At 71.7% G+C, this 14383-nt stretch carries 13 protein-coding genes; 6 read left to right on the top strand and 7 right to left on the bottom strand.

Annotated elements, in window-relative coordinates; translation table 11 throughout:
• Positions 1–205: 205 nt before the first annotated feature.
• From AB0F11_RS16845 to AB0F11_RS16835, 3 genes are all read left to right on the top strand, one after another.
• The gene (locus tag AB0F11_RS16845) at positions 206–922 is read left to right on the top strand and encodes a transglycosylase SLT domain-containing protein (protein ID WP_362173714.1); all 717 of its coding nucleotides are present in this window, start codon (positions 206–208) and stop codon (positions 920–922) included.
• 112 nt (positions 923–1034) lie between these two features.
• Positions 1035–2414 carry an AI-2E family transporter gene (locus AB0F11_RS16840; protein ID WP_362173579.1) on the top strand — a complete coding sequence of 460 codons (1380 nt, stop codon included), beginning with the start codon at positions 1035–1037 and terminating at the stop codon, positions 2412–2414.
• Positions 2398–3084: a hypothetical protein gene (locus tag AB0F11_RS16835; RefSeq protein WP_362173577.1), complete on the top strand. Its 687-nt coding sequence runs from the start codon at positions 2398–2400 to the stop codon at positions 3082–3084. Before AB0F11_RS16840 ends, AB0F11_RS16835 begins: the two co-directional genes overlap by 17 nt.
• Before the next feature lie 111 nt (positions 3085–3195).
• Here the strand turns inward: AB0F11_RS16835 and AB0F11_RS16830 are convergent, their stop codons facing one another.
• The gene (locus AB0F11_RS16830) at positions 3196–3735 is read right to left on the bottom strand and encodes an alkyl hydroperoxide reductase (protein ID WP_362173575.1); all 540 of its coding nucleotides are present in this window, start codon (positions 3733–3735) and stop codon (positions 3196–3198) included.
• A 3-nt stretch (positions 3736–3738) separates the two neighbouring features.
• Positions 3739–4293 (bottom strand): peroxiredoxin, encoded by a 555-nt coding sequence (locus AB0F11_RS16825; protein WP_361901881.1) that lies wholly within the window; start codon positions 4291–4293, stop codon positions 3739–3741.
• Between the two features lie 135 nt (positions 4294–4428).
• Here AB0F11_RS16825 and AB0F11_RS16820 point away from each other — a divergent pair, with 135 nt between their 5' ends.
• Positions 4429–5376 (top strand): LysR substrate-binding domain-containing protein, encoded by a 948-nt coding sequence (locus tag AB0F11_RS16820; RefSeq protein WP_362173572.1) that lies wholly within the window; start codon positions 4429–4431, stop codon positions 5374–5376.
• A gap of 49 nt (positions 5377–5425) precedes the next feature.
• Here AB0F11_RS16820 and AB0F11_RS16815 read toward each other — a convergent pair whose 3' ends face one another.
• Genes AB0F11_RS16815 through AB0F11_RS16805 form a run of 3 tightly spaced genes read right to left on the bottom strand, consistent with a single transcriptional unit; the run spans position 5426 to position 8963 of the window.
• On the bottom strand, positions 5426–7762 hold the full coding sequence (locus tag AB0F11_RS16815) for an FtsX-like permease family protein (protein WP_362173569.1): 2337 nt from the start codon (positions 7760–7762) through the stop codon (positions 5426–5428).
• Positions 7759–8442 (bottom strand): ABC transporter ATP-binding protein, encoded by a 684-nt coding sequence (locus tag AB0F11_RS16810; protein ID WP_362173567.1) that lies wholly within the window; start codon positions 8440–8442, stop codon positions 7759–7761. The genes AB0F11_RS16815 and AB0F11_RS16810 overlap by 4 nt, the downstream gene beginning before the upstream one ends.
• Positions 8439–8963 carry a PadR family transcriptional regulator gene (locus AB0F11_RS16805; protein WP_362173564.1) on the bottom strand — a complete coding sequence of 175 codons (525 nt, stop codon included), beginning with the start codon at positions 8961–8963 and terminating at the stop codon, positions 8439–8441. Before AB0F11_RS16805 ends, AB0F11_RS16810 begins: the two co-directional genes overlap by 4 nt.
• A gap of 187 nt (positions 8964–9150) precedes the next feature.
• Here AB0F11_RS16805 and AB0F11_RS16800 point away from each other — a divergent pair, with 187 nt between their 5' ends.
• Positions 9151–10641, top strand: coding sequence for a DUF2079 domain-containing protein (locus tag AB0F11_RS16800; protein ID WP_362173561.1), 1491 nt, complete (start codon positions 9151–9153; stop codon positions 10639–10641).
• A gap of 12 nt (positions 10642–10653) precedes the next feature.
• Here the strand turns inward: AB0F11_RS16800 and AB0F11_RS16795 are convergent, their stop codons facing one another.
• The gene (locus AB0F11_RS16795; protein WP_362173558.1) at positions 10654–10995 is read right to left on the bottom strand and encodes an AT hook motif protein; all 342 of its coding nucleotides are present in this window, start codon (positions 10993–10995) and stop codon (positions 10654–10656) included.
• Positions 10941–11849 (bottom strand): SPFH domain-containing protein, encoded by a 909-nt coding sequence (locus tag AB0F11_RS16790; RefSeq protein ID WP_362173555.1) that lies wholly within the window; start codon positions 11847–11849, stop codon positions 10941–10943. The genes AB0F11_RS16795 and AB0F11_RS16790 overlap by 55 nt, the downstream gene beginning before the upstream one ends.
• A 233-nt stretch (positions 11850–12082) precedes the next feature.
• Here AB0F11_RS16790 and AB0F11_RS16785 point away from each other — a divergent pair, with 233 nt between their 5' ends.
• Entirely contained in the window at positions 12083–14332 is a 2250-nt protein-coding gene (locus AB0F11_RS16785; protein WP_362173552.1) for a transglycosylase domain-containing protein, read from the top strand.
• Positions 14333–14383: the final 51 nt, after the last annotated feature.

Below are 14383 nucleotides of genomic sequence, written 5' to 3'. Positions count from 1 at the left end.
GCATACGGCACACCTGTATCTCCCGTTCGTTCCATGGGGGATACAAGCAGCACCACAACTCCACAGTCGTTCGCCGTATGCCGCCCGAGCACCACGCGGCAGTCCCCGCAAGGGGGTTGCCCACGGGCCAGCGCCTCCAGTGACCGCAGCTCAACGGAGGCCAGTGTCGAGGGGCACTCTTGCGCCCGCCCGGTCACTGCGGACGCTGCTGGAAGGACATCGTGTGAGCCGGATCTCGGTCCGGGGATTTGCAGTGGCCTCGGCCACTGCGGTCACCACCGTCGGCGCAGTCGTGGGCGTTGCCGCAGGCGACCCCTCCTCGAACGATCTCGAGACCACCGCGTCCGGGGCGACCCTCCTCACTGACATTCCGGTCGGCGAGCAGGCCCAGGTCCAGAGCGCGTCCCTGACGCAGCAGGCCGACTCCCTCGCCCAGGGCGCCGACACCGACGCCCGCCGCTCGGCCGAGGAGGCCGCGCGCGTCCAGGCCGCCGAGGAGGCCAAGGCCAAGAAGGCCGAGGCCCAGAAGGCGGCGGACGAGAAGGCGAAGAAGGAGCGCGAGGAGAAGGAGCAGATCGCGAGCCGCTCCGCGACCCGCGACGCCTCCGACTTCGCGGTCCAGGGCTCCTACACGGTCGCGCAGGTGAAGGACATCGCCCGCCAGATCGTCCCGTCCGGGCAGTTCCAGTGCTTCTCGAACATCGTGAACGAGGAGTCCACCTGGAACTACAAGGCCGTCAACTCGTCCTCGGGCGCGTACGGTCTGGTCCAGGCGCTCCCGGGCTCGAAGATGTCCTCGGTCGCCTCCGACTGGCGCACCAACCCGGCCACGCAGATCCAGTGGGGCCTGAACTACATGAACGACCGCTACGGCAGCCCGTGCGGCGCCTGGAGCTTCCACCAGGCCAACGGCTGGTACTAGAGGCCGGCCCGTACCGCTCAACCCCGGGGAGCCCCGCACCGTCCTACGGTGCGGGGCTCCTCGCGTGTACGGTCTGTCGAGGCGTGTCCACGGGCGGGGGGAAAGGATCGAGATGGGGAAGACCGCAGGCTGGCTCGGCCGGCTCGGGAACAAACTGAGCCGGATGGAGGCCAGGCTCGACGCACGGCGTGCCGTCGTCGAGGCCGAGACCGCCGGCGTCGGCCCGGCCCCCACGGTCCCACCCGCCCCGCCGGCCGCCCCCGTACCGCCGGCCCCGGCGCCCGGGGCCGCCGCAGGCACGCCCGGCCACCCGCCCGCGCAGCACCCCGGTCTGCCCGGGCGGCCGCACCCGGCCAGCGTGGTCCCGTGGGGCATGCGGGTCGCCGCCGAGGTCAGCTGGCGGCTGCTGATGCTCGCCGGGATGCTCTGGGTGCTGATGAAGGTGATCAGCGAAGTGCGCCTGGTCGTCCTCGCCTTCGCCGCGGCCCTGCTGGTGACCGCGCTGCTCCAGCCGTTCGTGGTCCGGCTGCGCCGGCTCGGCCTGCCGCGCGGGCTCGCGACCGCCGTGACCGCGGTCCTCGGCTTCGTGGTCATCGGACTGGTCGGCTGGTTCGTGGTCTGGCAGGTCATGGAGAACCTCGACGACCTCTCCGCCCGCGTCCGCGACGGCATCAACGAGCTCAAGCTCTGGGCACTGGACAGTCCGTTCCACGTGACCGAGAAGCAGATCAACGACATCGCGAAGAACCTCACCGAGACCATCGGCACCAACACCGAGCAGATCACCTCCGCCGGCCTCCAGGGCGTCACCGTCCTCGTCGAGGTGCTCACCGGCATGCTGCTGGCGATGTTCTCGACGCTGTTCCTGCTCTACGACGGCGCCCGCATCTGGAGCTGGGTGCTGGGCCTGGTCCCGGCCGCGGCCCGCGCGGGCGTCGCCGGCGCCGGTCCGCGCGCCTGGCGGACGCTGACCGCGTACGTGCGCGGCACCGTCCTCGTCGCACTCATCGACGCCATCTTCATCGGTCTGGGCCTGTACTTCCTCAAGGTGCCGATGGCGGTGCCGCTGGCCGTCTTCATCTTCCTGTTCGCCTTCATCCCGCTGGTCGGCGCGGTGGTCTCCGGGGCCCTGGCCGTGGTCGTCGCCCTGGTGACCCAGGGGCCGTGGACCGCGCTGCTGGTGCTGGGCGTGGTGCTGGCCGTGCAGCAGATCGAGGGCCACGTGCTGCAGCCGTTCATCCTGGGCCGGGCGGTACGGGTCCACCCGCTCGCGGTGGTGCTGGCGGTGGCCGCGGGCGGCATGGTCGCGGGCATCGGCGGGGCGGTGGTCGCCGTCCCGCTGGTCGCCGTCACCAACACCGTCGTCGGCTACCTGAAGGCGTACTCGCGCGACCAGCTCCTGCACGGGGCCGCGTCGATCGGACCGGGCCCGCACGGGGCGACCGCGATCGAGCAGGCCGCCCGGGAGGCCGGCAGTGATCAGCGAGCCTGAGCTGGAGGGGGAGTGGGACGGGGACCGGCCGCAGGAGCCGGAGCGTCCCGACCGGCCGGAGGCCGCGGTACGGGGGCAGCGCGCCCCGTGGCTGTGGGGGCTCGCCGGGGTGGTGCTGGCCTCGGCGGTGTGGACGACCGTACCGGCATTACAGGAACGTTCCTCTGCCGCGCCGCGCATCGAGTACCGGCACACCGAGAACCTGTGCAAGGACGGGCGGCTGAACATGCTCCTGAAGGTGACCGCGCCCTCCATGAGCGACCACCCGACCCACCGGGAGAGCCCGGCCCTGGACTGGTCGCACTGCGAGTACTTCACCGAATGGGTCGAGGGGGGCACCTCGTACCAGATGCAGACGATGGTCGAGCTGCACAAGAAGACCGACCCGCAGGCCGAGTTCGGGACCGGGCCGGGCAGCTTCATGGACGCGCTCCAGGCGCCCGCCGACGTGGAGCAGGTGCCGGGGCTGGGCGAGAAGGCGCTGCTGACCACCCACTTCGCGGGCGCAGGCGCCGGGCCGCGGCTGCAGGTGCTCGACGGCGGCGCGGTGTTCACGCTGTCGGTGGGGTGGCTCGGGGACACCGACGGAGCCCCGCAGCCGGACGAGGACGCGGTCAAGACCGCGATGATCGAGGACATGCGGGTCCTGATGGGCCGGCTGCGCAAGTAGCCGGCGGGGGCGCCTGCAGGTGCCGATGACGGGCTAGGGCCCCGCTGCCGGGAACGGCGGCGGGGCCCTTGTCGTGGGGCGCGTACGGGGGCGTGCCCGTACGGGGCGGTGCTACTCGGAGGCGAGGGCGTCCTCGGCGTCGAGGGTCACCGCGACGGCCTGGATCACCGAGGCGATCTTGAAGGCCTCCTGGACCGTCTCGCGGTCGACGCCGGCCTTGCGCAGGACCTGCTCGTGCGAGTCGAGGCACTGGCCGCAGCCGTTGATCGCGGAGACCGCGAGCGACCACAGCTCGAAGTCGACCTTCTCCACGCCCGGGTTGCCGATGACGTTCATCCGCAGGCCGGCCCGCAGCGTGCCGTACTCCGGGTCGGAGAGCAGGTGGCGGGTGCGGTAGAAGACGTTGTTCATCGCCATGACGGCGGCCGCGGACTTGGCGGCCGTGTACGCCTCGGGCGACAGGGCGGCCTTCGCCTCCGGCTCCAGCTCACGCAGGACGCGTCCGGAGCGGGCGGCGATCGCGCAGGACAGGACCGTGCCCCACAGCTGCTGCTGCGAGAGGGTGTTCTGGTTGCCGATGACCGAGCCGAGGTTCAGCTTCAGGTCCTTGGCGAAGTCCGGTATGGCGGCCTTGAGGGAGTCGAGGGACATCCGTCACTCACCGGCCAGCAGGGCGCCGGCGTCCAGGGTGTCCTCGCCCTTGTTCCAGTTGCAGGGGCACAGCTCGTCGGTCTGCAGGGCGTCGAGGACCCGCAGGACCTCCTTGGGGTTACGGCCCACGGAGCCGGCGGTCACCATCGAGAACTGGATCTCGTTGTTCTGGTCGACGATGAAGACGGCGCGCTGCGCGAAGCCGTCCTCGCCCTGCACGCCGCAGGCCTGCATCAGCTCGTGCTTGGAGTCGGCCAGCATCGGGAAGGGCAGGTCACGCAGGTCGGCGTGGTCCTTGCGCCAGGCGTGGTGGACGAACTCCGAGTCGCCGGAGACACCGAGGACCTGGGCGTCGCGGTCGGCGAACTCCTCGTTCAGCTTGCCGAAGGCGGCGATCTCGGTCGGGCAGACGAAGGTGAAGTCCTTCGGCCAGAAGAACACCACGCGCCACTTGCCCTCGTAGGTCTTGTGGTCGATCTGCGCGAACTCCTTGCCGGCCTCGAGCGAGACGCAGGCGGTCAGATCGTAGGTGGGGAACTTGTCACCGACAGTGAGCACGTGCTCTCCTTGCGGACAGGAAAATGCCCCTTTTGGGCAATTTCCATGAGGGTTGGACGGATCTCACATGCTGACACAGCTGCATTGATTGCGGAAATAGCTAGTCTTGTCACGGGTGATCGGAGGTACCTATCAGTGGCTGTCGGTAATAGGGGAGCGAAGCAGGCGACGCTCGCACAGCTGCGCGCGTTCGCGGCCGTCGCCGAGCACCTGCACTTCCGGGACGCCGCCGCGGCGATCGGAATGAGCCAGCCCGCCCTCTCGGGGGCCGTCTCCGCGCTGGAGGAGGCCCTCGGCGTGCAGCTGCTGGAGCGCACCACCCGCAAGGTGCTGCTCTCCCCGGCGGGCGAGCGGATCGCCGGCCGGGCGCGGGCCGTGCTCGACTCCATGGGCGCCCTGCTGGAGGAGGCCGAGGCGGTCCGCGCCCCCTTCACCGGCGTCCTGCGGCTCGGCGTGATCCCCACGGTCGCCCCGTACCTGCTGCCGACCGTGCTCGGCCTCTTCCACCGGCGCTACCCGCGCATGGACCTCCAGGTCCACGAGGAGCAGACGTCCTCGCTGCTGGACGGGCTGGCCGCCGGCCGCCTCGACCTGCTGCTGCTCGCGGTGCCGCTCGGTGTGCCCGGGGTCACCGAACTCCCCGTTTTCGACGAGGACTTCGTGCTGCTCGCCCCCCGGGACCATCCGCTCGCCGGGCGCCGGGACGTCCCGCGCGAGGAACTGCGGGGCCTGCAGCTGCTGTTGCTCGACGAAGGGCACTGTCTGCGCGACCAGGCCCTGGACATCTGCCGCGAGGCGGGGCGCACCGACGGGGCCGACGTCACCACCACCGCCGCCGGGCTGTCCACCCTCGTACAACTGGTCGCAGGGGGACTGGGCGTCACCCTGTTGCCGCGCACCGCGCTGCGCCTGGAGACCGCCCGCAACGAGTACCTGGCCACCGGGTACTTCGCCGAGCCGGCGCCCTCCCGGCGGATCGCCCTCGCCATGCGGACGGGCACCGCCCGGCAGGAGGAGTTCCGGGCCATCGCCGGCGCCCTGCGCGAGGCGGTGCGCCCGCTCCCGGTCTGGCCCGCCGAGTAGGGCGGGGCCGCCGGGAACGGGCGTACCTGCGGGGCGTGTTCGCGCCGGGCTACTCCGTGCGCAGCCCGTCCGGGCGCATCATGCGCAGCAGCGGCGGCAGGCTGAGCAGGGTCACCACGGCGACCACGCCGCCGCCGATGCCGGTCATCGCCGCGACCGAGGCCCAGTCGATGCGGACGGGCACTCTGGTCATCCGCATCAGGACCGCGCCGAGCGTGAGACCGATGGCGGTGGCCAGGGCCAGGCCGAGCAGGACCGGCAGGGCCGTCTGCCACAGCACCGACAGGCTCAGCGTCGAGCGTTTGGTGCCGAACGCGACCAGGGCGGACAGCAGCTTGCGGCGCTCGCGCAGCTGCTCCAGCTGGGACACCAGCAGGCTGGCCCCGATCAGCACGAGCACCAGGGTGGCGCCGATGAACAGGCCGGTCCGGATCGAGCCGAACTCGGGCGCCGTCCGGGTGGACTGGAGGGTCATGGCGGTGGCCAGCGGGTCCGCCTTGTAGGCCGCCGTCCGGGCCAGCTCCAGTGCGTCCGGCGTGGCCGGGTCCAGCGTGACGTACACCTGGGCGGAGCCGTAGCGCTGCACCTTCGGGGCGGCGCCCTGGGTGACCAGCAGGCCGCTGCGCAGCATGCCGAGCGGGTCCTTGCGGGCCTGCGCCGGGCGGGTGGAGGCGGGCACGGTCCAGACGGTGGGCGCAGGGCCGTCGGGGTCGTGGAGGTTCCCCGTGAACAGCTTCTCGCCCGGAGCCGCGCCGGCGCTCTTGCCGCGCACGGCGGTGCCGCCCGTCAGGACGAAGGCGTCGCCGTCCCGGCAGGAGGGCAGCTCGGCGAGATCGCCGAGGGCCGCGCACGTACCGATGGTGAGCTCGATGGTGCCCGACTCCGCATCCGCAGGGTTGCGGACGGCCGAGGTGGAGGCCAGCGGCACGGCCTTGGTGATGCCCTTGGTGCCGGCGACCGCCCTGCCGAGGGCGTCGACCCGGTCCTCGGTGCCGGAACGGGTGAGGATCGACAGCGAGGCCCGGCTCGGGTCCTGTCCGGTCTCCTGGGAGTAGTCGCCCTCGACGCCCGCGAAGAGCATCTGCAGGGCGATGGCCCCGGCGACCGCGACCGCGATGCCGCCGACCAGTCGGGCGGCGGTGCCGCTGGTGAGCTGGAGCCGGCGCACGGCCAGCTGCCAGGAGACCGGTCCGGACCCGCCGAGCAGGCCGACGACCCGCTCCAGCAGCCAGGGCAGCAGGGCGGTGATGCCGATGAGGAGCAGCACCACACCGGCGGACACCTGCCACTGGTTGAACGGGCCGCCGTCCCTGCCGCGGCCCGCCAACGGGACGAGCAGGGCCAGTCCGGTCGGCGGCAGCAGCAGCCGCCACCAGATGCGGCGCCGGACCGGGGCGGCCGAGCGCACCACGCCGAGCGGCTCGATGACCGCGCCCCGCAGCGCGAACAGGGTCACGAGGACGGCCGCGGCCGGGACGGTGACCGCGACGGCCAGGGCGAGCGGCCAGGCGGGGGTGAGGTCCTCGGGGAAGAGGCTGCGGTCCTGGATGCTGACGTACGGCGTGAGCCGGCGGGCGGCCAGGAAGAACCCGGTGCCGAGGAGCAGGCCGATCAGCGAGCCGGCGAGTGCCTCCCCGGCGGCGATCCGGCGGGTCATCCGGCCGTCCGCGCCGACCAGGCGCAGGGCGGCGAGCCGCTGGTCGCGGCGGTCCCCGCCGAAGCGGACGGCGGCCGCGACGAAGACAGCCACCGGCACCAGCAGGGCGGTGAACATCACCAGTACGAGGAGGGTCAGGACCGGGTCGAGGGGCTGGGGCTCCACGGTGTTGCCGAAGCTGGTGATCCGCTCGACGTACGGGCTGTCCGCTTCCTTGGACAGCCGGTCGGTGCCCTTGTAGTAGGAGAGCTCGCCCGGTCCGACGAGTCCGGCGTCGCCGATGACGGCGGTGATCCGCCCGTCGAGGCGCTCGCGCAGCAGCTTGCCCGCGTCGCTCTTCAGCAGCCGGTCGAGGGCGGGGGAGACGGCCAGCTCGCCCGGGCCCGGGTACTTCTTCAGCCCGGGCGCGAGCGGCGCGTCGGGACCCTCGGGCTCGACGAGGCGCCCGTTCACGTCGGCCGAGCGGTAGGTCATGTTCGCGCGGGCGATCAGCAGGGTGTTGTGCCCCGGCCGGTCGGCGGTCTGGGAGGTGATGGTCTCGCGGGCGTCGCCGCGGGCGTCGCGGGCGGTCATCGCGGCGGGCACGGCGGTGGTGCCCAGCAGCAGGGCGACGCCGAGGCCGACCCCCACGCCGGTCAGGAGGGTGCGTGTCCAGCCCTCGCGGCCGCCGGCGACGGCGAACCGGACGCCCATGGCCAGGTCGCGGGCCCAGGTGCGCAGCAGGCTCATATCCGCTCCATGTCGCGGGACCTGCCGTCGCGTACGACGATCTCCCGGTCGGAGTACGCCGCCACCCGGGTCTCGTGGGTGACGAGGACGACGGCGGTGTTCGCGGAGCGGGCGGCCTCGGTCAGCAGTTGCATCACGAGCTCGCCGCTCAGGGAGTCCAGGGCGCCGGTGGGCTCGTCGGCGAAGATCACGCGGGGGGCGGTGACCAGCGCGCGGGCGATCGCGACGCGCTGGCCCTGGCCACCGCTGACCTCGCCGGGCCGCTTGCGGGCGAGGTCCTCGACCTGGAGCTGCTGCAGCCGGTGCAGGGCGCTGCGCTCGGCCTCCTTGCGCCTGACGCCGGTCAGGCGCAGCGGGAGCGCGACGTTCTCCACGCAGGTCAGCTCCGGCACGAGCCGCCCGAACTGGAAGACGAAGCCGAACTCGGTGCGGCGCAGGGCGCTGCGCTCGGCGTCGTTCATGGCGGACAGCTCGCGGCCCGCGTACGTGATGGTGCCGGCGTCCGGGGTGACGATGCCGGCCAGGCAGTGCAGCAGGGTGGACTTGCCCGAGCCGGAGGGGCCCATGACGGCGACGACCTCGCCGGGGTGGATGGAGAAGTCCGCGCCGTCGAGGGCGTTGGTGGGGCCGTACGCCTTGCGCAGGCCGGTGGCGGACAGCAGGGTGCCGGCCGGGGTCATCGGCGTACCTCCCGGGCGAGTTGGTCGAGGCGGGCGGCGGTCAGCTCCAGCCAGCGCAGGTCCGCCTCCAGGTGGAACAGGGCGTGGTCGCAGACGAGCTGGTCGGTGAGGTCGCCCTTGCGCTTGCGCTGGGTCAGGATGCGCATGAGCCGCAGGTGCTCGGCGCGCTGGGTGTCCAGCAGTTCGTCGGCGCTGCGGCCGGTGAGCAGGGCGAGGACGACCTTGGTGTACAGGGTCGACTGCAGGTAGGGCTCGGGCTTCTCGGGCTGGGCGAGCCAGGCGGAGACGTCGGTGATGCCGGCGTCGGTGATGGCGTACCGCTTGCGTTCGGGTCCGCCGCCGGCCTCGATCCCGTCGACCTCGACGAGGCCGTTCTTCAGGAGCCGGGACATGGTCGAGTAGACCTGCCCGTAGGCGAGGGGGCGGTCGTGGCCGAACTTCTCGTCGAAGGCGCGCTTGAGGTCGTAGCCGTGCCGCGGGCCGGCCTCCAGGAGGCCGAGGAGCGTGTGACCGATGGACATGCCGGCGACTATACATGCGGTGTATACGCACGGTGTATACACGCGGTGCAGAGAAGGGTGCGCAGGACGTCCGGCCCCTGCCTGGGCCATTCGAAGGGACTTTGGTCCCCCGCGCGGCGGCTCGGCGCCCGGCTGCGGGGCGGCTGGCAGTTTGAGGGGATCGGCCCTGCATTTCGAAAGGCGCGCCATGCACGCACCCCCCACCGGAACCACCGGTACGCCCGCGCTCCCGCCCCAGCAGTCCGGTACGCCGGCCCGCGCGGCCGCACAGGCCGCGGCGGCCGGCCCGCGCGCCCGGCGCCCCGCACCGCCGTGGTGGATGTGGGCGGTGGTCTGCGGGCTCTTTTTCGCCCACGCCACGCTATCGCTGCGCCTGCACGAGCGGCTGGACTCGAACGCCTTCGACCTGGGCATCTTCGAGCAGGCCGTCCGCTCCTACGCGGAGGGCCACCTGCCCGTCTCCGAGGTCAAAGGGCCGGACTTCCCCCTGCTCGGGGACCACTTCTCCCCGGTCCTGGCCCTGCTGGCGCCCTTCTACATGATCTGGCCCTCGCCGCGGACCCTGCTCGTCGCGCAGGCGGCGCTGGTCGCGGTGAGCCCGCTGCCGCTGATGCGGTGGGCGCACAAGGCGCTGGGAACCGTCGCGGCCCAGGTGATCGGGGTGTGCTACGGGCTCTCCTGGGGGATCGCGAGCGCGACCGGCTTCGACTTCCACGAGTGGGTCTTCGCCGTCCCGCTGCTGACGTGGTCGCTGTGCGCCCTGGGCCAGGGGCGGCTGCGCGCCGCCGTGCTGTGGGCGCTGCCCATGCTGCTGGTGAAGGAGGACATGGGGGCCACCGTGGCCGTGATCGCCCTGCTGGCCGCCTGGCGGGCCGGCCCGGGCCGGCGGCGGTGGCTCGGGATCGCCGTGGCCGCGGGCAGCGTGGTCTGCATGCTGCTGACGCTGATGGTGGTGCTGCCGGCGTTCAACCCGGCCGGCTCCTATGCGTACACCGGCGATCTGGGCGCGGGCGGCGGCATCGGCCGCCTGCTGCAGAAGGCCACGGTCGGCCTCGTCACCCCCGAGACCAAGGTGGCGACCGTGGTCATGGTGCTGGCGCCGACCCTGTTCCTGGCGCTGCGCTCCCCGCTGGTGCTGGTGGCCGTTCCGACCGTGCTGTGGCGGGGGCTCTCGGAGGACTCCTCCCACTGGGGGACCGGCTACCACTACTCGCTCACGCTGATGCCGATCGTCTTCGCGGCCTTCCTCGACGCCCTCCTGCGGCGCGGTACCACCCCCGCCGGGCTGCGCCGCTACCTGGCGGGGGCGGTCGGCGTCTGCCTGATGCTGCTGCCGGCGTACCGGCTGGGGGAGTTGCTCAAGCCGGAGTTCTGGGAGACCAAGCCCCGGGTCGCGGTGGCGCACCGTGTGCTGGCCCGGATCCCGGACGGCGCCACGGTCCAGGCCTCGAACCAGCTCGTGCCGCACCTGTCCGACCGCACGAGCGTCAGCATGTTCGGCTGGGGCGACAGCCGGCCCGATCCGGAGTGGATCGTGGTCGACACCGCAGTTTCCCCGCAACTGCACTGGCCGCTCAACTCCGTGCAGGAGTGGGTCGCCCTCTCCGAACGGCGCGCCGCGGGCTACCGGACGGTGACCGAGGAGGACGGCTTCGTCCTGCTGACCCGGACCCGCTGACCCGCAGCGGTTTCAGGACCCGGGAGTGGAGCGCGGCCGGCCGCGCGGCGGGATGGGGGCGGCCCCGCCCGGGAGCCGGCCCGCCTCGGACAGGGCCCGGCGCAGCAGGAACTCGATCTGGGCGTTCGCGCTGCGCAGTTCCTCCCCCGCCCAGCGGGCGAGGGCGTCGTACACCTGCGGGTCCAGCCGGAGCAGGACCTGCTTGCGTGCCTGCCGGCCCGCCGCGCGCGCCGCCCGCTCCCGCGGTGCGCGCGGCGGGCCGTCGGGCTCCTCGGCGCCGGTCCCGGCGTCGGCGGGGCTCACTGGTAGAGGGTCCCGGTGTTGACGACGGGCTGGGCCGCGCGGTCGCCGCACAGGACGACCATCAGGTTCGAGACCATGGCGGCCTTGCGCTCCGGGTCCAGATCCACGATGTCCTCCTCCGTCAGCCGGTTCAGGGCCAGTTCGACCATGCCCACCGCGCCCTCGACGATCTGCTTGCGGGCCGCCACGACCGCACCGGCCTGCTGGCGCTGGAGCATCGCGGAGGCGATCTCCGGAGCGTACGCGAGATGCGTGAAGCGGGACTCGATGATCCGCACGCCGGCGGCCTCCACCCGCGCCTGGAGTTCGAGGGCGAGCTTCTCGGTGATCTCCTCGGCGTCGCCGCGCAGCGACAGGCCGCCCTCCTCGTGCGCGTCGTACGGGTACTCGATCGCGATGTGCCGGACCGCGGCCTCGGTCTGGGTCTCCACGAACTCGGTGAAGTCCTCCACCTCGAAGGAGGCCCGGGCGGTGTCCTCCACCCGCCACACCACGACCGCCGCCAGCTCGATCGGATTGCCGTAGGCGTCGTTGACCTTCAGCACCGCCGTCTCGTGGTTGCGCACGCGGGTGGAGATCTTCGCGCGGGAGGTCAGCGGGTTGACCCAGCGCAGCCCGTCGGTGCGGACCGTGCCGCGGTAGCGGCCGAAGAGCTGGACGACGCGGGCCTCGCCCGGCGCCACCATGTTCAGCCCGCTCATCGCCAGCGCCGAGACGGGGATCAGGAGGATGCCGGGAACGATCAGCGCCAGCTGGGCCGCGCCGCCGTTTGAGGAAGTGCCGACCGCTATGAGGGCCGCCCCGGCGACGGCTCCCGCCAGGCCGAGCAGCAGGGCCAGGCCGCCCCCGACGCTGCGTGCCGGGAACTCCCGTACGCCGGTCACCATGTCTGCCGCATTTGCCATCTTCTGCCCCCGTTCCGGTCGGCACCCGCCGGTCGAGCGCCTAGCAAAGTGATATCACTTTTCGCGGTGACCGCAACCCTAAGGGCTCGACGTGCGTCGGTTCCCTTGATGTGGGTGCTGATTCTCACGTCCGAATTGACCGGTATTGGCCTTGGTTGGCCAACCTTTGCCACATCCTGCGGTGTTAGCTTTCTGAGCTGACGTCGGGGGGGAAACCGAGCGGAGCGGGAACGATGGGCCGAGCAGAAGCGCGTAAAGCGCAGCAGCAGCGCAGCGCGCGGCGGGCGCCGCGCGGGCGCGCGACGGGGAAGGGGCGCGCGGGCAAGCGGACCGGCATACGTCGCTTCTTCACCTGGAAGACGATCCTCGGGACGTTCTTCGGGATGTTCCTGCTCGGCATGGCCGCCCTCGTGGGCCTGTACTTCTACGTGGACCCGCCGGACCCGAACGCCGAGGCGATCCAGCAGAGCAACGTCTACAAGTACGCCGACGGCACGATCATGGCCCGCGACGGCAAGATGAACCGCGAGATCGTCCCGATCGACAAGGTTCCGAAGGAAGTCCAGACGGCCTTCATCGCCATCGAGAACAAGTCGTTCTACAAGGACCGCGGCGTCGACTTCCTCGGTGTCGCCCGCGGCCTGGTCAAGACCGCCACCGGCCAGGGCAAGGCCGGCGGTTCGACGATCACCCAGCAGTACGTCAAGAACTTCTACCTGACGCAGGACCAGACCCCCACGCGCAAGCTCAAGGAGCTGGTGATCTCCCTCAAGGTCGACCAGCGCATGGAGAAGGACGAGATCCTCGCGGGTTACCTCAACACCAGTTACTTCGGCCGTGGCGCGTACGGCATCCAGGCCGCCTCGCAGGCGTACTACGGCGTCGACTCCGAGAAGCTGACGCTGGAACAGGGCGCCTACATGGCAGCCCTCCTGCAGGCCCCCAGCGACTACGACTGGGCGACCGCGAGCGACCGCGGCAAGAAGCTCGCCATGATCCGCTTCAACGGCGTCCTCGACAACATGGTCGAGATGGGCGAGCTCGACAAGGCCAAGCGCGACACCCTGAAGTTCCAGGAGCCCATCAAGCCCAAGGCCGCCCCCGGCCTGGAGGGCCAGAAGGGCTACCTGAAGCAGGCCGCCGACGCCGAGCTGCGCCGCCAGACCGGCATGAAGGCCGCCGAACTCCAGGCCGGCGGCTGGGAGATCACGCTCAACATCGACCCGAAGAAGCAGCAGGCGCTGGAGAAGGCGGTCGAGGACGAGCTGGAGTCCCAGCTCGACCGCCAGAAGCGGCCCGTCGACGCCTCCGTGCAGGCCGGCGCCACCTCCGTCGACCCCAAGACCGGCGCGATCGTCGCCATGTACGGCGGCACCGGACTGTCCGACCACTGGGCCAGCAACGCCCTGCGCACGGACTTCCAGCCGGGCTCGACCTTCAAGCCGGTCGTGCTGGCCTCCGCACTGGAGAACGGTTCGAAAACGCAGGACGGCAAGCCCATCACGCCGAACGCGCTGTACGACGGCACCAGCAAGCGCCCCGTCGTCGGCAGCAAGGTCCCGTTCAACCCGCAGAACCAGGACAACCGCAACTTCGGCAACCCGATGATCACCGTGCAGGAGGCCACCGACTTCTCGGTGAACTCCGTCTACGCCCAGATGATCGTCGACGTGAAGCCGCAGAACGCCAAGAAGACGGCCCTGCAGCTCGGCATGAAGGACCGCGACGGCTGGCCCGATGACAAGCCGGCCATGTCGCTCGGCACCATGAGCGCCAACACCGTGGAGATGGCCGGGGTCTACGCCACCCTCGACGCCCACGGCAAGAAGATCACCCCGTCGATCATCAAGAGCGCCGAGCACCACGAGCGCGAGTTCAAGCCCGTGGAGGCCGTCGGCGGTCAGGCCATATCCCGCGAGACCGCCGACACCGTGACCAAGGTCCTCACCGGCGTGGTCAACGACGAGGGCGGCTCCGGCAACAAGGTCAAGAGCTCCGCCTACGAGGCCGCCGGCAAGACCGGCACCACCGAGTCCAACGTGGCCGGCTGGTTCACCGGCTACACCCCCGAACTCGTCACCGTCGTGGCGATCTTCGGTGAGGAGCCCGGTACCGCCAAGCAGGTCACCCTGACCGGTACCGCGGGCGGTGGCCGAGCCGGTGGCTCCAGCTTCCCCGCCAGCATCTGGAAGGCGTACACGCTGGCCGCGCTCAAGGGCGTCAAGACCGGCGAGTTCGACCTCTCCGAGGCCAACATGGGCCCGACGATGGCCCCGCCGCGCTCCGCCTCCCCGTCGAGCTCCGCGAGCCAGGTCAGCCCGTCGCCGAGCGGCAGCCAGATCTCGCCCAGCCCCGACCCGAGCAAGGTCTCGCCGAGTCCGGACGCGAGCAAGAGCTCCGGCAAGCCCGACCCGACGAAGACCCCGAAGCCCGACCCGACCAAGTCGGCGAGCCCGCCGTTCCCGCCGCCGTTCAACCCGTAGGCCGGCCGGAGCACCAAACGACACCGCCGCCCCGCAGCATCCGTGCTGCGG

The sequence above is a fragment of the Streptomyces sp. NPDC032472 genome, from assembly GCF_040636955.1.
Lineage (GTDB): Bacteria > Actinomycetota > Actinomycetes > Streptomycetales > Streptomycetaceae > Streptomyces.
This window is presented reverse-complemented; position numbering and strand designations above follow the sequence as displayed.

Excerpts from the sequence above, each read along its gene's own strand:
- AB0F11_RS16840 (WP_362173579.1), top strand. The coding sequence starts at position 1,035 with ATGGGGAAGACCGCAGGCTGGCTCGGCCGGCTCGGGAACAAACTGAGC.
- AB0F11_RS16830 (WP_362173575.1), bottom strand. The coding sequence starts at position 3,735 with ATGTCCCTCGACTCCCTCAAGGCCGCCATACCGGACTTCGCCAAGGAC.
- AB0F11_RS16815 (WP_362173569.1), bottom strand. The coding sequence starts at position 7,762 with ATGAGCCTGCTGCGCACCTGGGCCCGCGACCTGGCCATGGGCGTCCGG.
- AB0F11_RS16810 (WP_362173567.1), bottom strand. The coding sequence starts at position 8,442 with ATGACCCCGGCCGGCACCCTGCTGTCCGCCACCGGCCTGCGCAAGGCG.
- AB0F11_RS16805 (WP_362173564.1), bottom strand. The coding sequence starts at position 8,963 with ATGTCCATCGGTCACACGCTCCTCGGCCTCCTGGAGGCCGGCCCGCGG.
- AB0F11_RS16800 (WP_362173561.1), top strand. The coding sequence starts at position 9,151 with ATGCACGCACCCCCCACCGGAACCACCGGTACGCCCGCGCTCCCGCCC.
- AB0F11_RS16790 (WP_362173555.1), bottom strand. The coding sequence starts at position 11,849 with ATGGCAAATGCGGCAGACATGGTGACCGGCGTACGGGAGTTCCCGGCA.
- AB0F11_RS16785 (WP_362173552.1), top strand. The coding sequence starts at position 12,083 with ATGGGCCGAGCAGAAGCGCGTAAAGCGCAGCAGCAGCGCAGCGCGCGG.